19 protein-coding genes are annotated in these 18,340 nt (G+C 64.2%); 9 read left to right on the top strand and 10 right to left on the bottom strand.

Going from position 1 to position 18,340, the window contains the following annotated elements; translation table 11 throughout:
* Positions 1-18 precede the first annotated feature (18 nt).
* The 7 genes from mltG to ACZYOF_RS26975 all read right to left on the bottom strand — a co-directional run bounded on the left by mltG (position 19) and on the right by ACZYOF_RS26975 (position 7,073).
* A complete protein-coding gene (mltG, locus tag ACZYOF_RS27005; protein ID WP_130581064.1) occupies positions 19-1,278 on the bottom strand; it encodes an endolytic transglycosylase MltG in 1,260 nt (419 codons plus the stop codon).
* A gap of 232 nt (positions 1,279-1,510) precedes the next feature.
* The gene (gene fabF / locus ACZYOF_RS27000) at positions 1,511-2,776 is read right to left on the bottom strand and encodes a beta-ketoacyl-ACP synthase II (protein ID WP_130581065.1); all 1,266 of its coding nucleotides are present in this window, start codon (positions 2,774-2,776) and stop codon (positions 1,511-1,513) included.
* A gap of 96 nt (positions 2,777-2,872) precedes the next feature.
* Complete coding sequence (locus tag ACZYOF_RS26995) at positions 2,873-3,112, bottom strand: acyl carrier protein (RefSeq protein ID WP_002716125.1); 240 nt, start codon at positions 3,110-3,112, stop codon at positions 2,873-2,875.
* A gap of 293 nt (positions 3,113-3,405) precedes the next feature.
* Positions 3,406-4,143 carry a 3-oxoacyl-[acyl-carrier-protein] reductase gene (gene fabG, locus ACZYOF_RS26990; RefSeq protein ID WP_130581066.1) on the bottom strand — a complete coding sequence of 246 codons (738 nt, stop codon included), beginning with the start codon at positions 4,141-4,143 and terminating at the stop codon, positions 3,406-3,408.
* Positions 4,144-4,239: 96 nt separating this feature from the next.
* Positions 4,240-5,193, bottom strand: coding sequence for an ACP S-malonyltransferase (gene fabD, locus ACZYOF_RS26985; protein ID WP_282532130.1), 954 nt, complete (start codon positions 5,191-5,193; stop codon positions 4,240-4,242).
* A gap of 141 nt (positions 5,194-5,334) precedes the next feature.
* The gene (locus tag ACZYOF_RS26980; RefSeq protein ID WP_463717687.1) at positions 5,335-6,360 is read right to left on the bottom strand and encodes a fatty acid desaturase family protein; all 1,026 of its coding nucleotides are present in this window, start codon (positions 6,358-6,360) and stop codon (positions 5,335-5,337) included.
* A complete protein-coding gene (locus tag ACZYOF_RS26975) occupies positions 6,357-7,073 on the bottom strand; it encodes a TetR/AcrR family transcriptional regulator (RefSeq protein WP_463717686.1) in 717 nt (238 codons plus the stop codon). The genes ACZYOF_RS26980 and ACZYOF_RS26975 overlap by 4 nt, the downstream gene beginning before the upstream one ends.
* 334 nt (positions 7,074-7,407) lie before the next feature.
* On the opposite strand from ACZYOF_RS26975, the gene rpsF reads away from it, so the two are divergent.
* The 4 genes from rpsF to rplI all read left to right on the top strand — a co-directional run bounded on the left by rpsF (position 7,408) and on the right by rplI (position 9,867).
* Positions 7,408-7,878: a 30S ribosomal protein S6 gene (rpsF, locus tag ACZYOF_RS26970; RefSeq protein WP_130583729.1), complete on the top strand. Its 471-nt coding sequence runs from the start codon at positions 7,408-7,410 to the stop codon at positions 7,876-7,878.
* A 5-nt stretch (positions 7,879-7,883) separates the two neighbouring features.
* Positions 7,884-8,123 (top strand): 30S ribosomal protein S18, encoded by a 240-nt coding sequence (rpsR, locus tag ACZYOF_RS26965; protein ID WP_007592020.1) that lies wholly within the window; start codon positions 7,884-7,886, stop codon positions 8,121-8,123.
* 127 nt (positions 8,124-8,250) lie between these two features.
* Positions 8,251-9,222: a YybS family protein gene (locus tag ACZYOF_RS26960; RefSeq protein WP_463717685.1), complete on the top strand. Its 972-nt coding sequence runs from the start codon at positions 8,251-8,253 to the stop codon at positions 9,220-9,222.
* Positions 9,223-9,264: 42 nt separating this feature from the next.
* Entirely contained in the window at positions 9,265-9,867 is a 603-nt protein-coding gene (rplI, locus tag ACZYOF_RS26955; protein WP_282532135.1) for a 50S ribosomal protein L9, read from the top strand.
* A 38-nt stretch (positions 9,868-9,905) separates the two neighbouring features.
* Here rplI and ACZYOF_RS26950 read toward each other — a convergent pair whose 3' ends face one another.
* The 3 genes from ACZYOF_RS26950 to ACZYOF_RS26940 all read right to left on the bottom strand — a co-directional run bounded on the left by ACZYOF_RS26950 (position 9,906) and on the right by ACZYOF_RS26940 (position 11,979).
* Complete coding sequence (locus ACZYOF_RS26950) at positions 9,906-10,370, bottom strand: PaaI family thioesterase (protein ID WP_394567639.1); 465 nt, start codon at positions 10,368-10,370, stop codon at positions 9,906-9,908.
* Complete coding sequence (locus tag ACZYOF_RS26945) at positions 10,367-10,975, bottom strand: TetR/AcrR family transcriptional regulator (protein WP_463717684.1); 609 nt, start codon at positions 10,973-10,975, stop codon at positions 10,367-10,369. Before ACZYOF_RS26945 ends, ACZYOF_RS26950 begins: the two co-directional genes overlap by 4 nt.
* 167 nt (positions 10,976-11,142) lie before the next feature.
* Positions 11,143-11,979, bottom strand: coding sequence for a hypothetical protein (locus ACZYOF_RS26940; RefSeq protein WP_463717683.1), 837 nt, complete (start codon positions 11,977-11,979; stop codon positions 11,143-11,145).
* Between the two features lie 256 nt (positions 11,980-12,235).
* On the opposite strand from ACZYOF_RS26940, the gene ACZYOF_RS26935 reads away from it, so the two are divergent.
* The 5 genes from ACZYOF_RS26935 to xth all read left to right on the top strand — a co-directional run bounded on the left by ACZYOF_RS26935 (position 12,236) and on the right by xth (position 17,776).
* Positions 12,236-13,486 (top strand): SAM-dependent methyltransferase, encoded by a 1,251-nt coding sequence (locus ACZYOF_RS26935; RefSeq protein ID WP_282532139.1) that lies wholly within the window; start codon positions 12,236-12,238, stop codon positions 13,484-13,486.
* A 325-nt stretch (positions 13,487-13,811) separates the two neighbouring features.
* Positions 13,812-13,934 carry a hypothetical protein gene (locus tag ACZYOF_RS26930; RefSeq protein WP_256378872.1) on the top strand — a complete coding sequence of 41 codons (123 nt, stop codon included), beginning with the start codon at positions 13,812-13,814 and terminating at the stop codon, positions 13,932-13,934.
* A gap of 272 nt (positions 13,935-14,206) precedes the next feature.
* On the top strand, positions 14,207-15,706 hold the full coding sequence (locus ACZYOF_RS26925) for a replicative DNA helicase (RefSeq protein WP_130583519.1): 1,500 nt from the start codon (positions 14,207-14,209) through the stop codon (positions 15,704-15,706).
* A 42-nt stretch (positions 15,707-15,748) separates the two neighbouring features.
* Positions 15,749-16,972: an alanine racemase gene (gene alr, locus ACZYOF_RS26920; protein ID WP_463717682.1), complete on the top strand. Its 1,224-nt coding sequence runs from the start codon at positions 15,749-15,751 to the stop codon at positions 16,970-16,972.
* Between the two features lie 33 nt (positions 16,973-17,005).
* Positions 17,006-17,776 carry an exodeoxyribonuclease III gene (xth, locus tag ACZYOF_RS26915; RefSeq protein ID WP_463717681.1) on the top strand — a complete coding sequence of 257 codons (771 nt, stop codon included), beginning with the start codon at positions 17,006-17,008 and terminating at the stop codon, positions 17,774-17,776.
* Positions 17,777-18,340: the final 564 nt, after the last annotated feature.

Below are 18,340 nucleotides of genomic sequence, written 5' to 3'. Positions count from 1 at the left end.
GGTGGCCGACGTCCAGACTCAGCGCTGGACCACAGGCGGCGACGTCGTCGACTGCGCCGCGCCCTGCCGTGCCGGCCTTGCCGGCTTCTTCGAGTTGGCCGGCGGCTTGGGCGGCGTGGTTGCAGTCGGGTTGGTGTCGGGCGGCGCGCTGGCGGCGGGCGGCGGCGGATCGTCTGCTGGCTCAACCGTGTCGTTCTGGATCTGCTTTTCCATCGAACGGAGCTTCGCCACGTTCTTTTGGTGCTGATCGTAGGTCTCGGTGAAGGCATGCCCGCCACTGCCGTCGGCAACGAAGAACAGATCTCGGGTCCGCGCCGGATTGGCTGCTGCTTCCAGCGACGCGCGGCCGGGATTGGCGATCGGGCCCGGCGGCAGGCCATCGATGACGTAGGTGTTGTAGGGCGACGGCTGGGTGATCTCGCTGCGCTTGATCGGCCGGCCCAGCGTTCCCTTGCCGCCGACCAGGCCGTAAATGATGGTCGGGTCCGACTGCAGCTTGATCTTCTGCCGCAGACGATTGACGAACACGGCCGAGACGCGGCTGCGCTCATCGGCCCTGCCGGTCTCCTTCTCGACGATCGACGCCAGCGTCACGAGTTGCTCCGGCGTTCTGACCGGAATGTCCGGATTGCGGCGTTCCCAGATTTCCGCAAGCACGCGCTTCTGGGTCTGCTGCATGCGCTGGATCACCTGCTCGCGCGTGGTGCCGCGCGGGAATTTGTAGGTCTCCGGCAACAGCGTGCCCTCGCGCGGTATCTCGCGCACCGAACCTGTGAAGATGTCGTTGTCCGACAGCCGCGCCACGATCTGCTCGGAGGTCAGGCCTTCGGGAATGGTAACCGCATGCTGCACCACCTTGCCTTCGACGATGGTGCCGATGACGTCGCGCAGGCTCGCGCTCTTCTGGAACGAATATTCGCCGGGCTTAAGATCGGAACTCGCCTTCATCGCAAACACGCTGCCGATGAAGACCCAGGGATTGACGTCGATCACGCCCTCACGCTGCAGGATGTCGGCGATATCGCGCTTGCCGGCCCGCTGCGGAATGTTGACGATCTTGTCCTCCTGCAGCGGTCCCGACGCTTCCAGGGTCTGCTTTCCGTAGTAATAGGCTATGCCCGCGCCAATCATCAGAAGGATCAGGAGGGTGATGATGGCGTTGCCGACCACGACGAAAGGATTGCGGGCACGGTCCGACCGTTTCGGCGGCGGCGGGACCTGTTCAGGCTCCAGCGCGGCGCGCGGGCTTCGCGGTGAAATGGGCGGCCTCTCACTCATCGATTCGACCTGAATCCTGCCGGTTCAATCGTGGCCTGACAAATCTAAAGTCCTGCCAATATAATCAATACCATACGAGTATGCGCCCGCGCCTGGAAGTCATCGGCGATTGCGGCAAAACGGTGAGCTGGCTCCAATTCGCCTGCTGGGACAACGCGCAGCGTATTGCGCTGACATCATGCCCAAACAAAGAGGTTAGATCATGATCCGATTCGATCAATCGGATCATGATCTAGTTGATAACACGCTGCAGGATCACGGAAGCGTTAGTGCCTCCGAAGCCGAACGAATTGGACAACGCCACATTGATCTCGCGCTTGTGCGGCGTGTGCGGCACGAGATCGATCGCCGTCTCCACCGACGGATTGTCGAGATTGATCGTCGGCGGGGCGACGTTGTCGCGAATCGCTAGGATGCTGAAGATCGCCTCGATCGCGCCGGCGGCGCCGAGCAGATGTCCGGTCGACGACTTCGTCGACGACATCGACACTTTCGACGCCGCATTGCCGAGCAGCCGCTCGACCGCGCCGAGTTCGATCTCGTCGCCGACCAGCGTCGAGGTGCCATGGGCGTTGATGTAGTCGATATCGGACGGCGTCATGCCAGCGCGCTTCAATGCCGCCGACATGCTGCGGAAGCCGCCGTCTCCGTCCGGAGACGGCGAGGTGATGTGATAGGCGTCGCCCGAGAGTCCGTAGCCGACGACCTCCGCATAGATCCTCGCGCCGCGCTTCTTTGCGTGCTCATATTCCTCGAGCACGACGATGCCGGCGCCCTCGCCCATCACGAAGCCGTCGCGGTCCTTGTCGTAGGGACGCGACGCCTTGGTCGGCGTCTCGTTGAAGCCGGTGGACAGCGCGCGCGCCGCGCAGAAGCCGGCCATGCCGATGCGGCAGATCGGCGATTCGGCGCCGCCGGCCACCATCACCTCGGCATCTCCAAGCGCGATCAGCCGCGCGGCGTCGCCGATCGCATGCGCGCCCGTCGAGCAGGCGGTCACGACCGCATGGTTCGGCCCCTTCAGGCCGTGCTCGATCGAGACATAGCCGGATGCCAGATTGATCAGCCGGCCCGGAATGAAGAACGGCGACACTTTTCGCGGACCGCGTTCCTTGAGCAGCACCGCCGTGTCGGCGATTCCCGAGAGGCCGCCGATGCCGGAGCCGATCAACGTGCCGGTCGCGCACTTGTCCTCTTCGCTCTCCGGATGCCAGCCGGCATCGTCGAGCGCCTGCTTGGCCGCGCACATCGCGAAGATGATGAAGTCATCGACCTTGCGTTGGTCCTTCGGCTCCATCCACTGATCGGGATTAAAGGTGCCCTCGCTGCCATCGCCGCGCGGCACCACGCAGGCAACCTGGCTCGGCAGGTCGGAGACATCGAAGGTCTCGATCCTGCGCGCCCCACTGCGACCTTCAAGGATACGTGCCCAACTGGTGTCGACGCCACAGCCGAGTGGTGTAACCATGCCCAGCCCCGTGACGACAACACGTCTCATGTCAAGAACTCCGTCCTGAAATGCGCGGTCAACAACAAGAAACCGGGGGACCGCCTGATGACGGTCCGTCCGGCTTCGTCGGCACCGCGAAGGGCGTCAGCTTTTCGCGTTCTTCTCGAGAAACTTGGTCGCGTCGCCGACCGTCAGGATCGTCTCCGCGGCGTCGTCGGGAATCTCGCAACCAAATTCTTCTTCAAATGCCATCACGAGCTCGACGGTGTCGAGACTGTCAGCGCCGAGGTCATCAATGAAACTTGCGCTGTCGACCACCTTCTCCGGCTCGACGCCAAGGTGCTCGACCACTATCTTCTTTACCCGCTCGCCAATCTCACTCATCGTTCACCCTCGTGCTTGTTCCATTGGACCCGACCCCCAGACGATACGAGCCATCGTGGTCGTGTAGTTTCCCTAAGCTGTCGCGCATAGTCTTGATTCGGCGGTCGTGGCCGACTAAGTCCCGGCGAACGGCAGGCGTCGCCACGCCAATATACAGGGTTTCAACATCCTGCAATGGCGTTCTTTGCCCATCCGCGGCTGGTTCGGTTATCATAATTCCCTAGTCTTGACTATAAGCCCCGCCCGGTCGCCGGTAGGGCATTCCGCCACGCAAAAACGCTCCGGTAACCCGCTCAAAACATGGCCATTCCGCCATTGACGTGAATCGTCTGTCCGGTCACGTAGGCGGCTTCATTGGAAGCGAGGTAGACGGCTGCGGCGGCGATGTCTTCGGACGTTCCGAGTCGCGCCGCAGGAACCTTTGCCAGGATGGCCTCGCGCTGCTTGTCGTTCAGCGCATCCGTCATCGGCGTCTTGATGAAGCCGGGCGCAATGCAATTGGCGGTCACGCCGCGCTTGGCATATTCGGCGCCCAGCGTCTTGATCAGGCCGATGATACCGGCCTTCGACGCGGTGTAGTTGGCCTGGCCGGGATTACCGGTGACGCCGACGATCGAGGTGATGGCGATGATGCGGCCGAAGCGCTTGCGCATCATCAATTTGGTGGCGGCGCGCGCGAGGCGGAAGGTCGCCGTCAGGTTGATCGCGATCACCTCGTCCCAATCCTCGTCGCGCAACTGCACGAACAGATTGTCGCGTGTGATTCCCGCATTGGCGACGAGGATGTCGACCTGCCCCAGCGCGGTCTCCGCTGCGGGCACCAATGCCTCGACTTCGGCACTGTTGGAGAGATTGCACGGCAGGACATGAACACGCTCACCGAGCTTGGCTGCAAACGCATCCAGCACCTCGCGCCGCGTGCCCGAGATCGCAACGGTTGCGCCCTGCGCATGCAGCGCCTGTGCGATCGCGCCGCCAATGCCGCCGGTGGCGCCGGTGACCAGCGCGGTCCTGCCCGTCAAATCAAACATTACTATCTCCTCTCGGCTCTCTTAGAGCATGATCTGCGCGCAAACGCATCGCGTTTGTCGGAGGGAAAACCGGTACTCACTTTTCCCGATCATGCTTCAGGCCGAAGCGGCCAATGCATCCTTGGCGGCCGCGATATCAACGGGACCGCCGACGGAAACTCCTACCGCGCCATCGGCGATGCGCTTGACCAGTCCGGTCAGGACCTTGCCGGCGCCGATCTCGAAGAAGCGCGTCACGCCCTTGCTTGCCATATAGGCGACCGACTCGCGCCAGCGCACCGTGCCGGTGACCTGTTCGATCAGCCGGCGGCGGATCTCGTCGGGATCGGTGATGGCGGTCGCCAGCACGTTCGAGACCAGCGGCGCGGCCGGCGCCTTGATGGTGACGCCGGACAACGCCTCGGCCATGGCGTCGGCCGCCGGCTGCATCAACTTGCAATGGAACGGAGCCGACACCGGCAGCAGCATCGCGCGCTTGGCGCCCTTGCCTTTGGCGATCTCGACCGCGCGATCGACGGCGGCCTTGTCGCCGGAAACCACAACCTGTCCGCCGCCATTGTCATTGGCAGCCTGGCACACTTGGCCCTGGGCAGCTTCCTCGGCGACCGCCATCGCCGCCTCATAGTCGAGGCCGAGCAGCGCGGCCATGGCGCCGACGCCGACGGGCACCGCCTTCTGCATCGCAAGGCCGCGGGTGCGCAACAGGCGTGCGGTATCGCTGACGCTGAGGCTGCCGGCGGCGGCCAGTGCCGAGTACTCGCCGAGCGAATGGCCCGCGACATAGGCCGCGTCGCGGCCGACCGAGAATTCGGCCTCCGTCTCCAGCACCCGCAGCGTCGCGATCGAGACCGCCATCAGCGCCGGCTGGGCATTCTGGGTGAGCTGCAGGGTTTCAGCCGGACCGTCCCAGATGATCCCGGTCAGCTTCTCTCCCAGCGCGGCGTCGACCTCGTCGAACACCGCCCGGGCCACCGGAAAGGCATCGGCGAGGGCCTTGCCCATGCCGACTGCCTGCGACCCCTGCCCCGGAAAAGTGAATGCTGCCGTCATGGCGCTCCCAAGCTGTTTGGGCATGATCTCCGGGAAAGCCGGTTTCCGCTCCTTCCGGATCATGCTCTGGACGGGCGCGTAAGACACCGTCCGGGGCTGGGATGTCAAGCCGCGTTGCGGCATTGAAATGGGGACTTTCCCCTAGAACCCGCCGGCCCTCTGGTCCGCGCCTACTTCCGCGCCGGCCCTCGCCCGGCGTGCGCTGCTCACCAATTGCCCCGGCCGATCCTCATGATCCGGCTTTGCGGTCGCCAGTCTCAGCACCGCAAGATAGCCCGGCTGCACCTCCATGTGGCCGGCGTGCCGGCTTTCGCTGAGAATGCGGTGAACCCGCGGCAGGTTGTAGCACGGGACATAGAACAGCAGGTGATGCTCGAGGTGATAGTTCACGTAATAGGGGGCGATGAACAGCCGCTCGAGGAAGCCGGCGTGCGTGGTCCGGGTGTTGCGCAGGGGATCGTGGCTGTCAGGAACGACGGCGTGCTCGGCGATGTTGCGGATGCGCGTGATCACCATCATCCAGGTGAGCAGCGGAACCAGCCATAGCAGTGGATAAGCCCACCACACGCCGGCAGCCGCAAGCCCTGCAAACAGGAGCCCGTTGACGATGAATTGCGGCCCGAGCTTCTCCCAGAAATGCGCGGCACGCTGCCACCAGGGCCATTGCTTCGGCCCGAGCGCATTGAGCAGTTGCGCCTTGCGCTGCTGATAGCCGGTCTGGCCGGTGATGTCGCGAATGAACTTGCGCCGGTAGCTCATCTTCGTGATCGGAAACGGCGCCGACAGCACGAGGTCGGGATCATCCTCCTGCTGCGTCCGCGCGTGATGCTGCAGGTGATAGCGGCGATAGGCGCGCGTCTCCGCAAAGATCGGATAGGCGCAAAACCACTGGCTCAATGTCAGGTTGGTCTTCTCGTCCGCTGAAAGGCATCCATGCGCGCCGTCGTGCATCAGGATCGCGAGCCCGAGCTGCCGCGAGCCGATGATCGCGACGGCGAGGAGATATGTCAGCGGATTCGGCCACCAGGCCACCAGCGCGATCGCGCCTGATATCAGCGCCCAGGCATGCGCAATCAGCGCGATGCCCTTCAACGTCGAGCGCTGGCGGACGGCGATCAATTGATCCTCGGTCAGGAAGTCGCGGGCGCGGATGCGAAGCGCGGTCATGGCGAAGTCTCCTCGTCGCGAGAGGTGGAAGTGGATGTGCTGGGATCGCCGACCAGGCGCAGGCGCGTGTTCTCGGCGCTGGATGTGGTGGTGGCCTGCTCGCCGAGCACGCGCAGCATTTCGCTGCACAGCTCCTCCGCCGAGCGGCCCATCGCATAGCCTTCGAGGATGACGCCGATCGCAACCGCCCAGAACCGCCGCGAGGTCGCGGCGGGGTCGCGCAGCGTGCGCCAGCCGTGCCGTTCGATCTGCCCCGCATAGGCGCGCAGCCCTTGGCTGTGCAGCCGCTCGATGGTCCGCTCCACGAGCGGCGCGAGATCCTGGCGGCGCCGCGTCAGGGTCAGCGCCTCCGCAAAGAAGGCGACCGAATCGGTCGCCGTCACCGTCTCGACCAGCGCACGCGTGTAGTCCCGCGGCGTCTCCGCCCGCAGCGCAGCCTCCTCCGCCGCGCGCGCCACATAGAGCATGTCGCGGCAGGCGGCCTCGACGAAGAGCGCTTCCTTGGTGCGGAAGTAGTAGGTGATCTGGCTCGGAAAGGCGTCCGCCGCCGCAGCGATATCGGTGATCGAGGCGCCGGCGAGCCCCTGTTCCTTGAACAGGCGGCTTGCGGCGTCGAGCAGCAGCGAACGCATTTTGCGCCCGGCCGCGCGCGTGGCGCGAACGGCATGTTTTGGATCGCCGGCTGGCGATTCGGACGCAGCTTTGGCTGCCATTGGTCGTCTCCTCGATTTATTTGTATGATATACAAACAAATAAATCAAGACGGAGCTGGACGAACCGATCCGGCGCAAATAGGCCCGCCAAGACGCCAAAAACCTCGCTCGGCAACCTTGCCAAAACGCGCAAAATCCTTATAAAGCCCGCCATCCGTGGGTCCCGGCCGGGAGCTGAACGGACGGTCTCAGCAATTTCATTCGTTGATTTTGATGTGGCAGGGCCAGTCGGCCCGTCGTCCCGTGCTTCCGCCTTCTGAGCAGCATCGAGTCCTTTCCGAAGGTCTCGAAGGGCTTGTCGCCGGGAACCGCGCCAACACTAGAAAGGACATCCATGCCTCTTTACGAGCATGTTTTTCTCGCGCGCCAGGACGCGAGCACCCAGCAGGTTGACGAGCTGACCGCGCAGATGACCGGTATCGTCGAACAGGCGGGCGGCAAGGTCACCAAGACCGAGAATTGGGGCGTGCGCTCCCTCACCTACCGCATGAACAAGAATCGCAAGGCGCATTTCGTGTTGATGAATCTCGACGCGCCGTCTTCCGCAATCAGCGAGATCGAGCGCCAGGAGCGGATCAGCGAAGACGTCATCCGCTATCTCACCGTCCGCGTCGAGGAGCTCGAGGAAGGCCCGTCGGCGATGATGCGCAAGGCTGACCGTGACCGTGAGCGCGATGATCGCGGCGGCGGCTTCCGCGGTGACCGCGAGGGTGGCGGCTTCCGTGGCGATCGCGACGGCGGTGGATTCCGCGGCGACCGTGGCCCGCGCCGTCCGCGCGATGAAGACGCTGCGACCGAGGAGTAAGAATCATGGCTGAAGCCGGTGCCCGCCGTCCGTTTTTCCGTCGCCGCAAGTCCTGCCCGTTCACGGGAGCGAATGCGCCGAAGATCGACTACAAGGATTCCAAGCTGCTGATGCGTTACGTCTCCGAGCGCGGCAAGATCGTGCCGAGCCGCATCACGGCCGTTTCCGCCAAGAAGCAGCGTGAACTCGCCCGCGCCATCAAGCGCGCGCGCTTCCTCGGCCTCTTGCCCTACGTGATTCGCTAGTCAATCTGGTCCGCAGCACCTCGCGCGCTGCGGACCATTTGCTCATAAGGCTTCCGGGTCGTCCGGTCGCCGATGGTTGGGGTTCTCAGGCAGGACCTCTAACCGCTCGAAAGGAGCGGGACAGCTAATGATCGCGACGTTGTTCATTGCTATCGCTGCTGGCTGCGCGTCGGCGTTGATGTTCGCCTCGATGATTTCGGGCGCGATGATCTCGCTGTTGCTGTTCTGGCTGGCGCCGCTGCCATTGATGATGGCAGGGCTCGGCTGGGGTCCGCTCACGGCAAGTATTGGCGGCATTGCGGCCGCGTTGGGCCTCGGCGCGATCTTCGGCCTGCCCTATTGCATCACCTTTGTCATCATGGTTGCGCTGCCGGCCTGGTGGCTCGGGTACCTCGCGCTACTGGGACGCCCGGTTGCCGAGCCGAGCCCAACTGGCGGGCCCGCTCCGGCGACCGCCAGTCTCGAATGGTATCCGGTCGGCCGTATCCTGCTCTGGATTGCAGGCTTTGCCGTGCTCACCACGATGGCGGCCCTGCTCACGCTGGGCACCGACGCCGCCAGCATCGCGGGTGCCATGAAGCGCGGTCTGATGCGGGTTCTGGACTCGCGCATGGTGACAGCGAGCGCCGACATGGAACGCGTGGTCGACGCTATGGTGGCTGTCGCACCGCTCGCCGCGGTCATCGTCACCATGATATCGCTGACGATCAATCTCTGGCTGGCGACCCTGATCACGGCGACCTCGGGCCGCCTGCGACGCCCGTGGCCCGAACTGCGGGCGACTGCGCTCCCGGCAATGACATTGGTGGCTTCGTGCGTGGCCATCGCCTTCTGCTTCACGAGCGGCCTGTTGGCCATCCTCGCACAGGTCACGACCATCGCCCTGATGGCGGCTTATGCGCTCACCGGTTTCGCCGTGCTGCACACGGTGACGCAATCGCTCAACAGCCGCACACTCTGGCTGAGCTGCGCCTATGCCGTGGTTGTGATCTTCACCTGGCCGGTGATGGCGATGGTGGTGCTCGGAATAGCCGACGCGCTGTTCGGATTGCGCCAACGCTATCTACGGACCAGGCCGCCACCGCTCCCTGCATCCTGAATTCAACCGATCAACCCAAACCAAGATTGAAGGAGAAGCAATATGGAAGTCATTCTTTTGGAACGTGTCGCCAAGCTCGGCCAGATGGGCGAGGTCGTGAAGGTCCGCGACGGCTTTGCGCGCAATTTCCTCCTGAAGCGCGGCAAGGCGCTGCGCGCCACCGCCGATAACCGCGCCAAGTACGAAGGCATGAAGGCCGAGCTCGAGGCCAACAATCTTCAGGCCAAGTCCGAAGCCAGCAAGGTGGCCGAGAAGATCGACGGCCGCGAGATCATGATCATTCGCCAGGCCTCCGAAAGCGGTCAGCTATTCGGCTCAGTTTCGGTGCGCGACATCGTCACGGCGCTGGCGACCGACGGCATCATCGTCAGCCGGCCGCAGGTCTGGCTGGACTCGCCGATCAAGGTGATCGGCCAGCAGAAGGTGACGATCGCCGTCCACCCCGAGGTCGAGACCAGCGTCACCGTCATCGTCGCGCGCAGCGCGGATGAAGCCGAGCGCATCAAGCGCGGCGAGGACATCTCGAGCCGCCGGGAAGACCAGGACGCCGCAGCCGAGGCGCTTGCCGCCGCCGGCGAGTTCTTCGATCCGGAAGCGCAGCAGGAGGAGCCGGTGGAGCCGGCGCCGGCCGCCGAGGAAAAGTAAGCCTCTTCGTTTACGGCAAGATCAAAGCCCGGCCTCGATCAGGCCGGGCTTTCGATTCGGGCCGCCGCCTTCTCATCCAGCATGGCGATCGAAGCGAGCGCGGTCGCGGTGTGCTTCTCTTTGCCGTCAATGACGCAGAACACGTCGGCCGCGACGACGGCGACCTGCCGTCCCGGCTTGATCACGCGCGCGCGGCAGATCAGGCGATCGCCGGACGCTGGCGACAATAGGTTCAATTTGTATTCGGCCGTCAGCGCCGCCTGGCCGCGCGTGGTCGCGGCCGCGATGGTGGTTGCGTTGTCGACCAGAAACGCCGTGACGCCACCGTGGAACAGGCCGTGCTGCTGCAACAGCTCCGGCCGCCGCCCGACCTCGATGGTGCAGGTGCCGCGGGCGAGCTCGGACAATTCGGCGCCGACGTGATTCATGAATCCCTGGCGACCGACATTGTCGCGGATGCGCTTCGCGATCGGCGTGAAGTCGCGATCCAAATCCTCTGTCATGGCGTATCTCCACTTCTCTCCGCTGCGCCGGGAGCGGCAACGGCGCGGATCGCGCAGGCAATCAGCATATCGGCCTGCTCCCTCGGATCGCCGCGGTCGCGGCCCGACAGGTAGGCGCGGCAAAAGATCTGCGCGGGCCCGATGATCTGGCTGATGAAAACGGTTGGCGACATCGGCAATAGCTCGCCCCTTGCAAGCAGCGGCGCCCGCCAATTCTCGATCCCGTCAGCGAGCCGCACATTCTCCCTGCGCTGCGCGTCACGAAGCTCATCGCTCCATTCGCTGCGGGATATCTCGAACAGGAAGCGTGCTTCGCGCCGGTTGATGACGACCCAGTCGAGATGGGCGCGGATCAGCCGCCCGACCCCGTCCCGCGCGCCGCAGGATCGATCAAGCACCGCGAGCATGGCGGCGTGATAGCGCTGCAGGATGTCCAGGAACAGGGTGCCGGCGAGCGCCTTCTTCGATCCGAAGAAGTGGAAGAAGCTGCCGTTGGAGGCCCGTGCACGGGTTCGGATGGCCGCAACCGTCGCGCCCTCAAACCCATCGCGGTCGAAGACTGCAAGACCTGCGGCCAACAAGTCCTCTCGCGCCGTGGTTGCCATGCTCCACCTCTCTGGAGCTCCACTCTAGAGTAACACTCTAAGGATGGTCAAGTTTGGCCTTGGCGCGGAAATGCGCCTTGGGTGAGCCTATTGCGAGACAGGATGTATCGGCGGACTGGTCGATCTAGCCGACTGGGATGGCGGCAATGAGGACGGCGCGGACGCCGTCACTGCGAAGCTGCAGGAGCTGCCGGAGTAGCCGTAGACGGGCTTGCGGACGGTTCCGGAGCGCTCGGAGCTGCAGCGGCTGCTGGCGGCGCTGGCGTCACCGGTGGAACTGGATCCGACCGCGGCGGTGCTGGCTCGCTGCCGCCACTCTCCCTCGACTCAACCGTGGCGGCCTCGCCCTTCGGCGTCTCTTCCACGGCTGGCTCGGCCTGTCTGGCAGGTTCCTCGCTGGGCTTGCCGCGCTTGCCCATCTTTTGTTTTGTGGCCGGCTTGGGCTCGGTTGCCTGCTCCGGGCTGGCCGCGTCAGGTGCCGCCTCGCTCGGCTGCTGCGGCCGCTTGGCGTTGCGACCATGCCGCCTGCCCTCGCCTTGTGGATTGAGGCCGTCAGCATCAGGCTTGGCGGCCTGCTGCGCATCGGGGGCGGGCTCGGGCGAGCTCCATGGAAACAAGAACCTGCGGCTAGGCCGCTCCGGTTCGGGCGGGCTGGCCGGGCGCGCGGCTTCCTGCTGCTTCGCATCCTTGCCGTGCTTGGTCTGTTCCTGCCGGCCCTGATATCGCGTATCGCTGGCGCCGTTGGAAACGAGATAGGACGCCAGCAGCGAGGCCATGTCGCTGCTCGTGGTGTAGTGCTGGCGGAGGAATCCCGGGAGCGCCGAAGCGCTGACGCTCTTGAGCAGGCCGCGCGCCGACTTGTGGCAGGCGCTGCAGGTGCCGGCAAAGATCTGCGAGGGGCTCTTGCCGGCCTCCAGATTGGTCGGCTGGGCATGCGCCGAGTTCGCCGCAAGGCCGGCGACAACAAGAATCACCGTCGCGAAAATGAGCGCTCGGCCCAACATCCCCCATTCTCCTGATCGTGGAAACGCCACCCGGCCCTGCTCGATCCGGTTGCGGCGCGCCCCTTTTAGCCGATTATCGGGCGAATGGAAGCGCAGTTGTGACGCATCCACGCAATTGTCACATTCGGGAATATCCGCTTTGACTACAACGCAATAGCGCTTCCCCCCGATCACACCTACAGTGATGTTGACTCACATTGGAACCATCTGTTCCACTGCGCGTCAGGGTAACGGCCGGTCGCTCTGTGGTGCTTCTATGGACCGTTTGTTGCGTTATTTCTTGGGGCAGTTCGTTCGCCGTGGCGCGCTTTCGGTCACGACCGCAAGCGGGGCAAAGTTCACGTGCGGCGACGGCGCCGGGCAGCCGGTTCCGGTGCGGTTCCTGACCGCAGCCGCGGAGCGTTGGGTGTTGCTCGATCCCGAGCTCAGTCTCGGTGAATCCTATATGGACGGCACGTTCGTCGTCGAGAACGGCTCGATTGCGGATGCGCTTGCGATCCTGATGGATCAGCCGGACATGCTGCCGCGCTGGGCCAAGCCGCAATGGCTCCTGCGCTATCTCGGAAGGCACATCTGGCAATTCAATCCGCGAGGCCGGTCGAGGCGCAACGTCGCTCACCACTATGACCTCGATGGCCGGCTCTATTCCCTCTTCCTCGACGCCGACAAGCAATATAGCTGCGCCTATTTCGAGACGCCGGATGCGACGCTGGACGACGCCCAGCTCGCCAAGAAGCGCCATCTCGCCGCCAAGCTCCTGGTGCGGCCGGGCCAGCGCGTGCTCGATATCGGTTCCGGCTGGGGTGGGCTTGGCCTCTACCTTGCCGAGATGACCGGCGCCGACGTCACCGGCGTCACGCTCTCCACCGAGCAGCTCCAGGTTTCGAACACCCGGGCGGCGGAGAAGAACCTCTCGCAATCGGCGCGCTTCCTGCTCGAGGACTATCGCGACATCCCCGGCCCGTTCGACCGCATCATCTCGGTCGGCATGTTCGAACATGTCGGTGTCGACTTCTACGAGACCTTTTTCCGCCGCTGCGCCGAGTTGCTGACCGACGACGGCGTGATGGTGCTGCACTCGATCGGCCGGTCCACGGGGCCTGACGTCACCAGCCCCTGGATCGAGAAATACATCTTCCCCGGCGGCTATATCCCGGCACTGTCCGAAGTCATGCCCGCGATCGAGAAGGCCGGGCTCTTGGTCTGCGACATGGAGATCCTCCGACTGCACTATGCCGAGACCTTGAGGGCATGGCGTGAGCGTTTCATGGCGCGGCGCGAAGAGGCCGTCCGCCTCTACGACGAGCGCTTTGCGCGGATGTGGGAGTTCTATCTGGCGGCGTCCGAAATGTCGTTCCGCAAGCAGAACATGATGAACTTCCAGCTCCAGCTCACCAAACGGCAGGGCGTCGTGCCGATCACCCGCGACTATATCGGCCAGGAAGAGGCCAAGCTCCGCGGCATCGAGCAGCGCGCGCGGCCGCGACTGCAATTGGCAGGCGAATAGGTTCAGTTGCGAAAGCTGAAGGCCGAGCCGTAACAGGATAGGCTACGGCCGGGCGCGCAAGTCGCGCTTCGACGGCGGCGAGCACCTGCTTGTCGCAGGGAACATTGCGGATTTCCGGACGAGACGCCTCCTCCATGGCGTCGATCAGCATCGACAGCAACCGCCGGTCGCCCTGTTCCGATCGCCGGATATGAAATCGCTGGCTCATCGCTTTAACTAACCCGAAACCCTTTGGTCCGTTCCCGCCTACCCTGGCGCAATAAAAATCATTCCCATGTGAACTGGTTCACAAGGTGGGCGGGCGGTTTGGGCGTAGACCACCACCATGTCCCACGAGACCTACAGATCCTTGTTCGATCCGCCGCGCGACCTCAAAACCGACTACGCCCTGATCGCTGTGGGCATCGTCGCCGCTTTGGTTGCGTTCGCCTATCTCATCCTCACCTGAGATAGCGGGCCGGACGCGCGCCGTTCCCTTGGATGTTGGTTCGTCCAGGTGGAATTAGGTTCAGCCTGCCCCAAAACATTCCTCGCGACTCGCCGCCCCGCCCCCGAAATCCGTCAAGCATCGTGCACCGCTGCTACGTGATTCACACTTCGCTTGTGTGAATCGTGAATAAGGCGCATGGGCACTTCCGCTTCCGACAGCGGTGGCGCTTTATCGCCGCCCCTGCTTCCGGGAATCCCAATAACGGCGAAATCCGAAGAATAATTCCGTCCATGGCAACTGATTCGAACGTCCTGAAGCTCGCGCCCGAGCCGGGAACCCCGGCCTATCGCAGCGCGCCGCACAATATCGAAGCGGAACAGGGCCTGTTGGGCGCGATCCTGGTCAACAACGACGCCTTCTACCGCGTCTCCGATTTCCTGGAGCCGAAACACTTCTTCGAGCCGCTCCACCAGACGATCTACGAGACCGCCGGTAGCCTGATCCGCATGGGCAAGGTGGCGACCCCCGTGACGCTGAAGACCTTCCTGCCGGCAGAGACGGACATTGGCGGCATGACGGTTGCCCAATACCTCGCCCGCCTTGCCGCCGAAGCGACCACGATCATCAACGCCCAGGACTATGGCCGGACCGTCTATGACCTGTCGCTGCGGCGCGACCTGATCCGGATCGGCGAGGACATGGTCAACGTCGCCTTCGACGCGCCGGTGGATTTCGCACCGCGCGCCCAGATCGAGGACGCCGAGCGGCAGCTTTACGAACTCGCCGAAACCGGCCGCTATGACGGCGGCTTCCAGCGCTTCTCCCAAGCGCTGACGCTTGCCGTCGACATGGCCGCGAAGGCGTTCCAACGCGACGGCAAGCTGTCGGGCATCTCGACCGGCCTGCGCGACCTCGACGCCAAGATGGGCGGCCTGCAGCCGTCGGACCTCATCATCGTCGCCGGCCGCCCCGGCATGGGCAAGACCTCGCTCGCGACCAACATCGCCTACAACATCGCCAGGGCCTATGAGGGCGAAGTGCAGGCCGACGGCAGCATCAAGGCGGTCCACGGCGGCGCGGTCGGCTTCTTCTCCTGCGAAATGTCGGGCGAGCAGCTCGCCACCCGTATTCTCGCCGAGCGCACCGGCATTCCCTCGAGCCACATCCGCCGCGGCGGCATCACCGAGATGGATTTCGAGAAGATCCGCGAATGCTCGATCGAGCTGCAGTCCCTGCCCTTCTACGTCGACGAAACCGGCGGCCTGTCGATCTCGCAACTGACCGCGCGGGCGCGGCGGCTGAAGCGACAGAAGGGTCTCGACCTCATCGTCATCGACTACATCCAGCTTCTGCAGGGATCGGGCAAACGCGGCACCGACAACCGCGTCCAGGAGATCACGGAGATCACGACCAACCTGAAGGCGCTGGCGAAAGAATTGAACGTCCCGGTGATCGCATTGTCGCAGCTCTCGCGCCAGGTGGAAAACCGCGACGACAAGCGTCCGCAGCTTTCCGACCTGCGTGAATCCGGTTCGATCGAGCAGGACGCCGACGTCGTAATGTTCGTCTATCGTGAGGAATATTACCTCGCCAACAAGGAACCGCGCGCGGGCACGCCGGAATACGAGAAATGGCAGCTTGACATGGACCTCGCCCACGGCAAGGCCGAAGTCATCATCGGCAAGCAGCGCCACGGCCCGACCGGCTCGGTCGAACTGCACTTCGAAGCCAGCGTGACACGGTTCGGCGATCTCGCCCATGACGGTCAAGTGCCGGATCGGTCTTATTGATGCGCGGTTGAACCATTGCTGCCGCCCGCGTAAAACGGCTCCATGAACGTCGCTTCCGATCCGATCCCGCAGGGCGCGCAGCTTGCGTCCGACGCAAACCAGCTCGCGGTGCCTCCGACCGCCACGGGCATCCTGACCGTCGATCTCGACGCCATCATCGCCAATTGGCGCAGGCTCGAGAAGACCGCGGTTCCGGCCGAATGCGGCGCCGTCGTGAAGGCCGACGGCTATGGCTGCGGCGCTGCGCAGGTTTCGCGGGCATTGGCCGCCGCCGGCTGCAAGACGTTCTTCGTCGCCAATATCGAAGAGGCGCGCGCTGTCCGCGAGGCGGTGCCGTCCGCCACCATCTATGCGCTCGGCGGCTTCTTCCAGAACACCGGCGACAGCTACGCCAAGTTCGACTGCCAGCCCGTGATTGGCGACCTCAACGAACTCGCCGAATGGGACGTGTTCTGCCGTCGCTCCGGCTGGTCGGGCGGCGCCGCCGTTCACATCGACACCGGCATGAACCGGCTCGGGTTCACGATCAACGAGGCGCAAGGCATCATCCCGCGCATCAACGCCGGCGATCACGGCATCACGTTGGTGATGAGCCACCTCGTCGCCGCCGAGCAGCTCAACAGCCCGATCAACGCCAGGCAGCTTACGACCTTCCGCGAGATCGCGAGCCTGTTCACCGGCGTGCCGGCGTCGCTTGCGAATTCCTCCGGCATTTTCCTCAGTCCCCAATTCCAGTTCGAGCTGGTGCGGCCGGGAGCCGCGCTCTACGGCGTCAACCCGACGCCCGAGGCCGACAACCCGATGCGGCCGGTGGTCGATCTCAAGGCCCGCATCGTGCAGATCCGCCACATCGATCGCGGCGAGACCGTCGGCTATGGCGGCACCTGGACCGCGCGGCGGCCAACGCGATTGGCGGTCATCTCGGTCGGCTATGCCGACGGCTATTTCCGCGCGGCGAGCTCGAACGACGGCACCCGCGGCGCCGACGTTGTGGTCGCCGGCAAGCGCTGCCCGATCGCCGGCCGCATTTCCATGGACCTGATCGCGGTCGACATCACCGAGATCGAAAAGAATGCCGTGCGGCGCGGCCACATGGTCACCCTGATCGGCGAAGGCATCACGGTCGACGAAACAGCGCATCATTTCGGCACCATCGGCTATGAGGTGCTGACCAGCCTCGGTCCGCGTTATGCGCGCATCTACAAAGGCGGCAATCCCGCGGAGGAGCCGCCACCGCCGGCCGATTCCAGCAGCACTCCGACCTGATCGGCTCGGGGCGGATCGCGGTCGTCTCGACGCATGAAGATCGCGACCTTCAACATCAACAACATCAACCGCCGCCTGCCGAACCTGCTGCACTGGCTGCGCGCGGCAAAACCCGATGTCGTCAGCCTGCAGGAACTGAAGGCGACCGACAACGAGTTTCCGTTGCCCGCGATCGAGAAGGCCGGCTATGGCGCGGTCTGGTGCGGCCAGAAGACCTGGAACGGCGTCGCGATCCTCGCGCGAAAAGTCGAGCCGGTATTGATCCGCACCGCGCTGCCCGGCGACCGCACCGATCATGAGGCGCGCTATATCGAGGCCGCGGTCAAGGGCATCATCGTCACCAGCATCTATCTGCCGAACGGCAATCCGCAACCCGGGCCGAAATTCGATTACAAGCTGGCCTGGTTCAGGCGATTGCGCGCGCATGCCGCTAAGCTTCTCAAAGAGGATGTCCCGGTCGTGCTCGCCGGCGACTACAATGTCGCGCCGACCGAGCTCGACATCTATCCGACGCGCTCGTGGGACAAGGATGCATTGATCCAGCCAAAGAGCCGCGCCGCCTTCAAGGCGCTCGTCGACCAGGGCTGGTGCGACGCGATCCGCACGCTGCATCCGGCAAAGCCGATGTTCACCTTCTGGGACTACAAGCGCAACCGCTGGCCGCGCGATGCCGGGCTGAGACTCGATCATCTGCTGCTCAGTCCTGTGCTCGCGCCGCGTCTGACGAAGGCTGGTGTCGACCGCGACATCAGAGGCGAGGAAGGCGCAAGCGACCACGCACCGGCGTGGATCGTGCTGCGGTGATTGTGCCGTAGGATGGGTAGAGCGCAGCGAAGCCCATCGCGATGGAGCAAGCGGCGAGATGATGGGTTTCGCTGCGCTCTACCCTTCCTACGATTGTCGTCCCCGCGAAAAACGGGACGACACCGTCATTGCGAGCGAAGCGAAGCAATCCATGTCTCCACAAGCGGCAAAATGGATTGCTTCGCTCCGCTCGCAATGACGGGGTGAGTCCTGATTCAATTGTCAAATAGCGTGAGGATGTGAGTCCGCGTTCTCGCGGAGCTTTGCGCCCGAGGTTTGCGTCGCCTTCCACCCTCCTCATTGAACAGAGGGCGCAGGGAAAGCCGGGTGCCGGTTGCACCCATGGGTCCCGTGCAACAAAAAGCACGGGGGTAGGACCACAGGTCAACCGAAGCATTCCGGCTTTCCCTGCGCGATGGTTTACGGCTTACTTCGTACTCTCCCCGGTGACCGGGCTTTCTTGCCACCGTCATCTCAAGCGCGAACTTGTTCGCGCGAAAAACTTAGCGCCAGCGTCGGGGCGCCAGGACCACACGACTTCGCCGTCCGTGATGCGCGCGCTCG

It is taken from the genome of Bradyrhizobium sp. LeoA1Lang, assembly GCF_055413685.1.
Note: the sequence above shows the minus strand (reverse complement) of the source record. Positions and strands in the feature narration are given on the sequence as shown.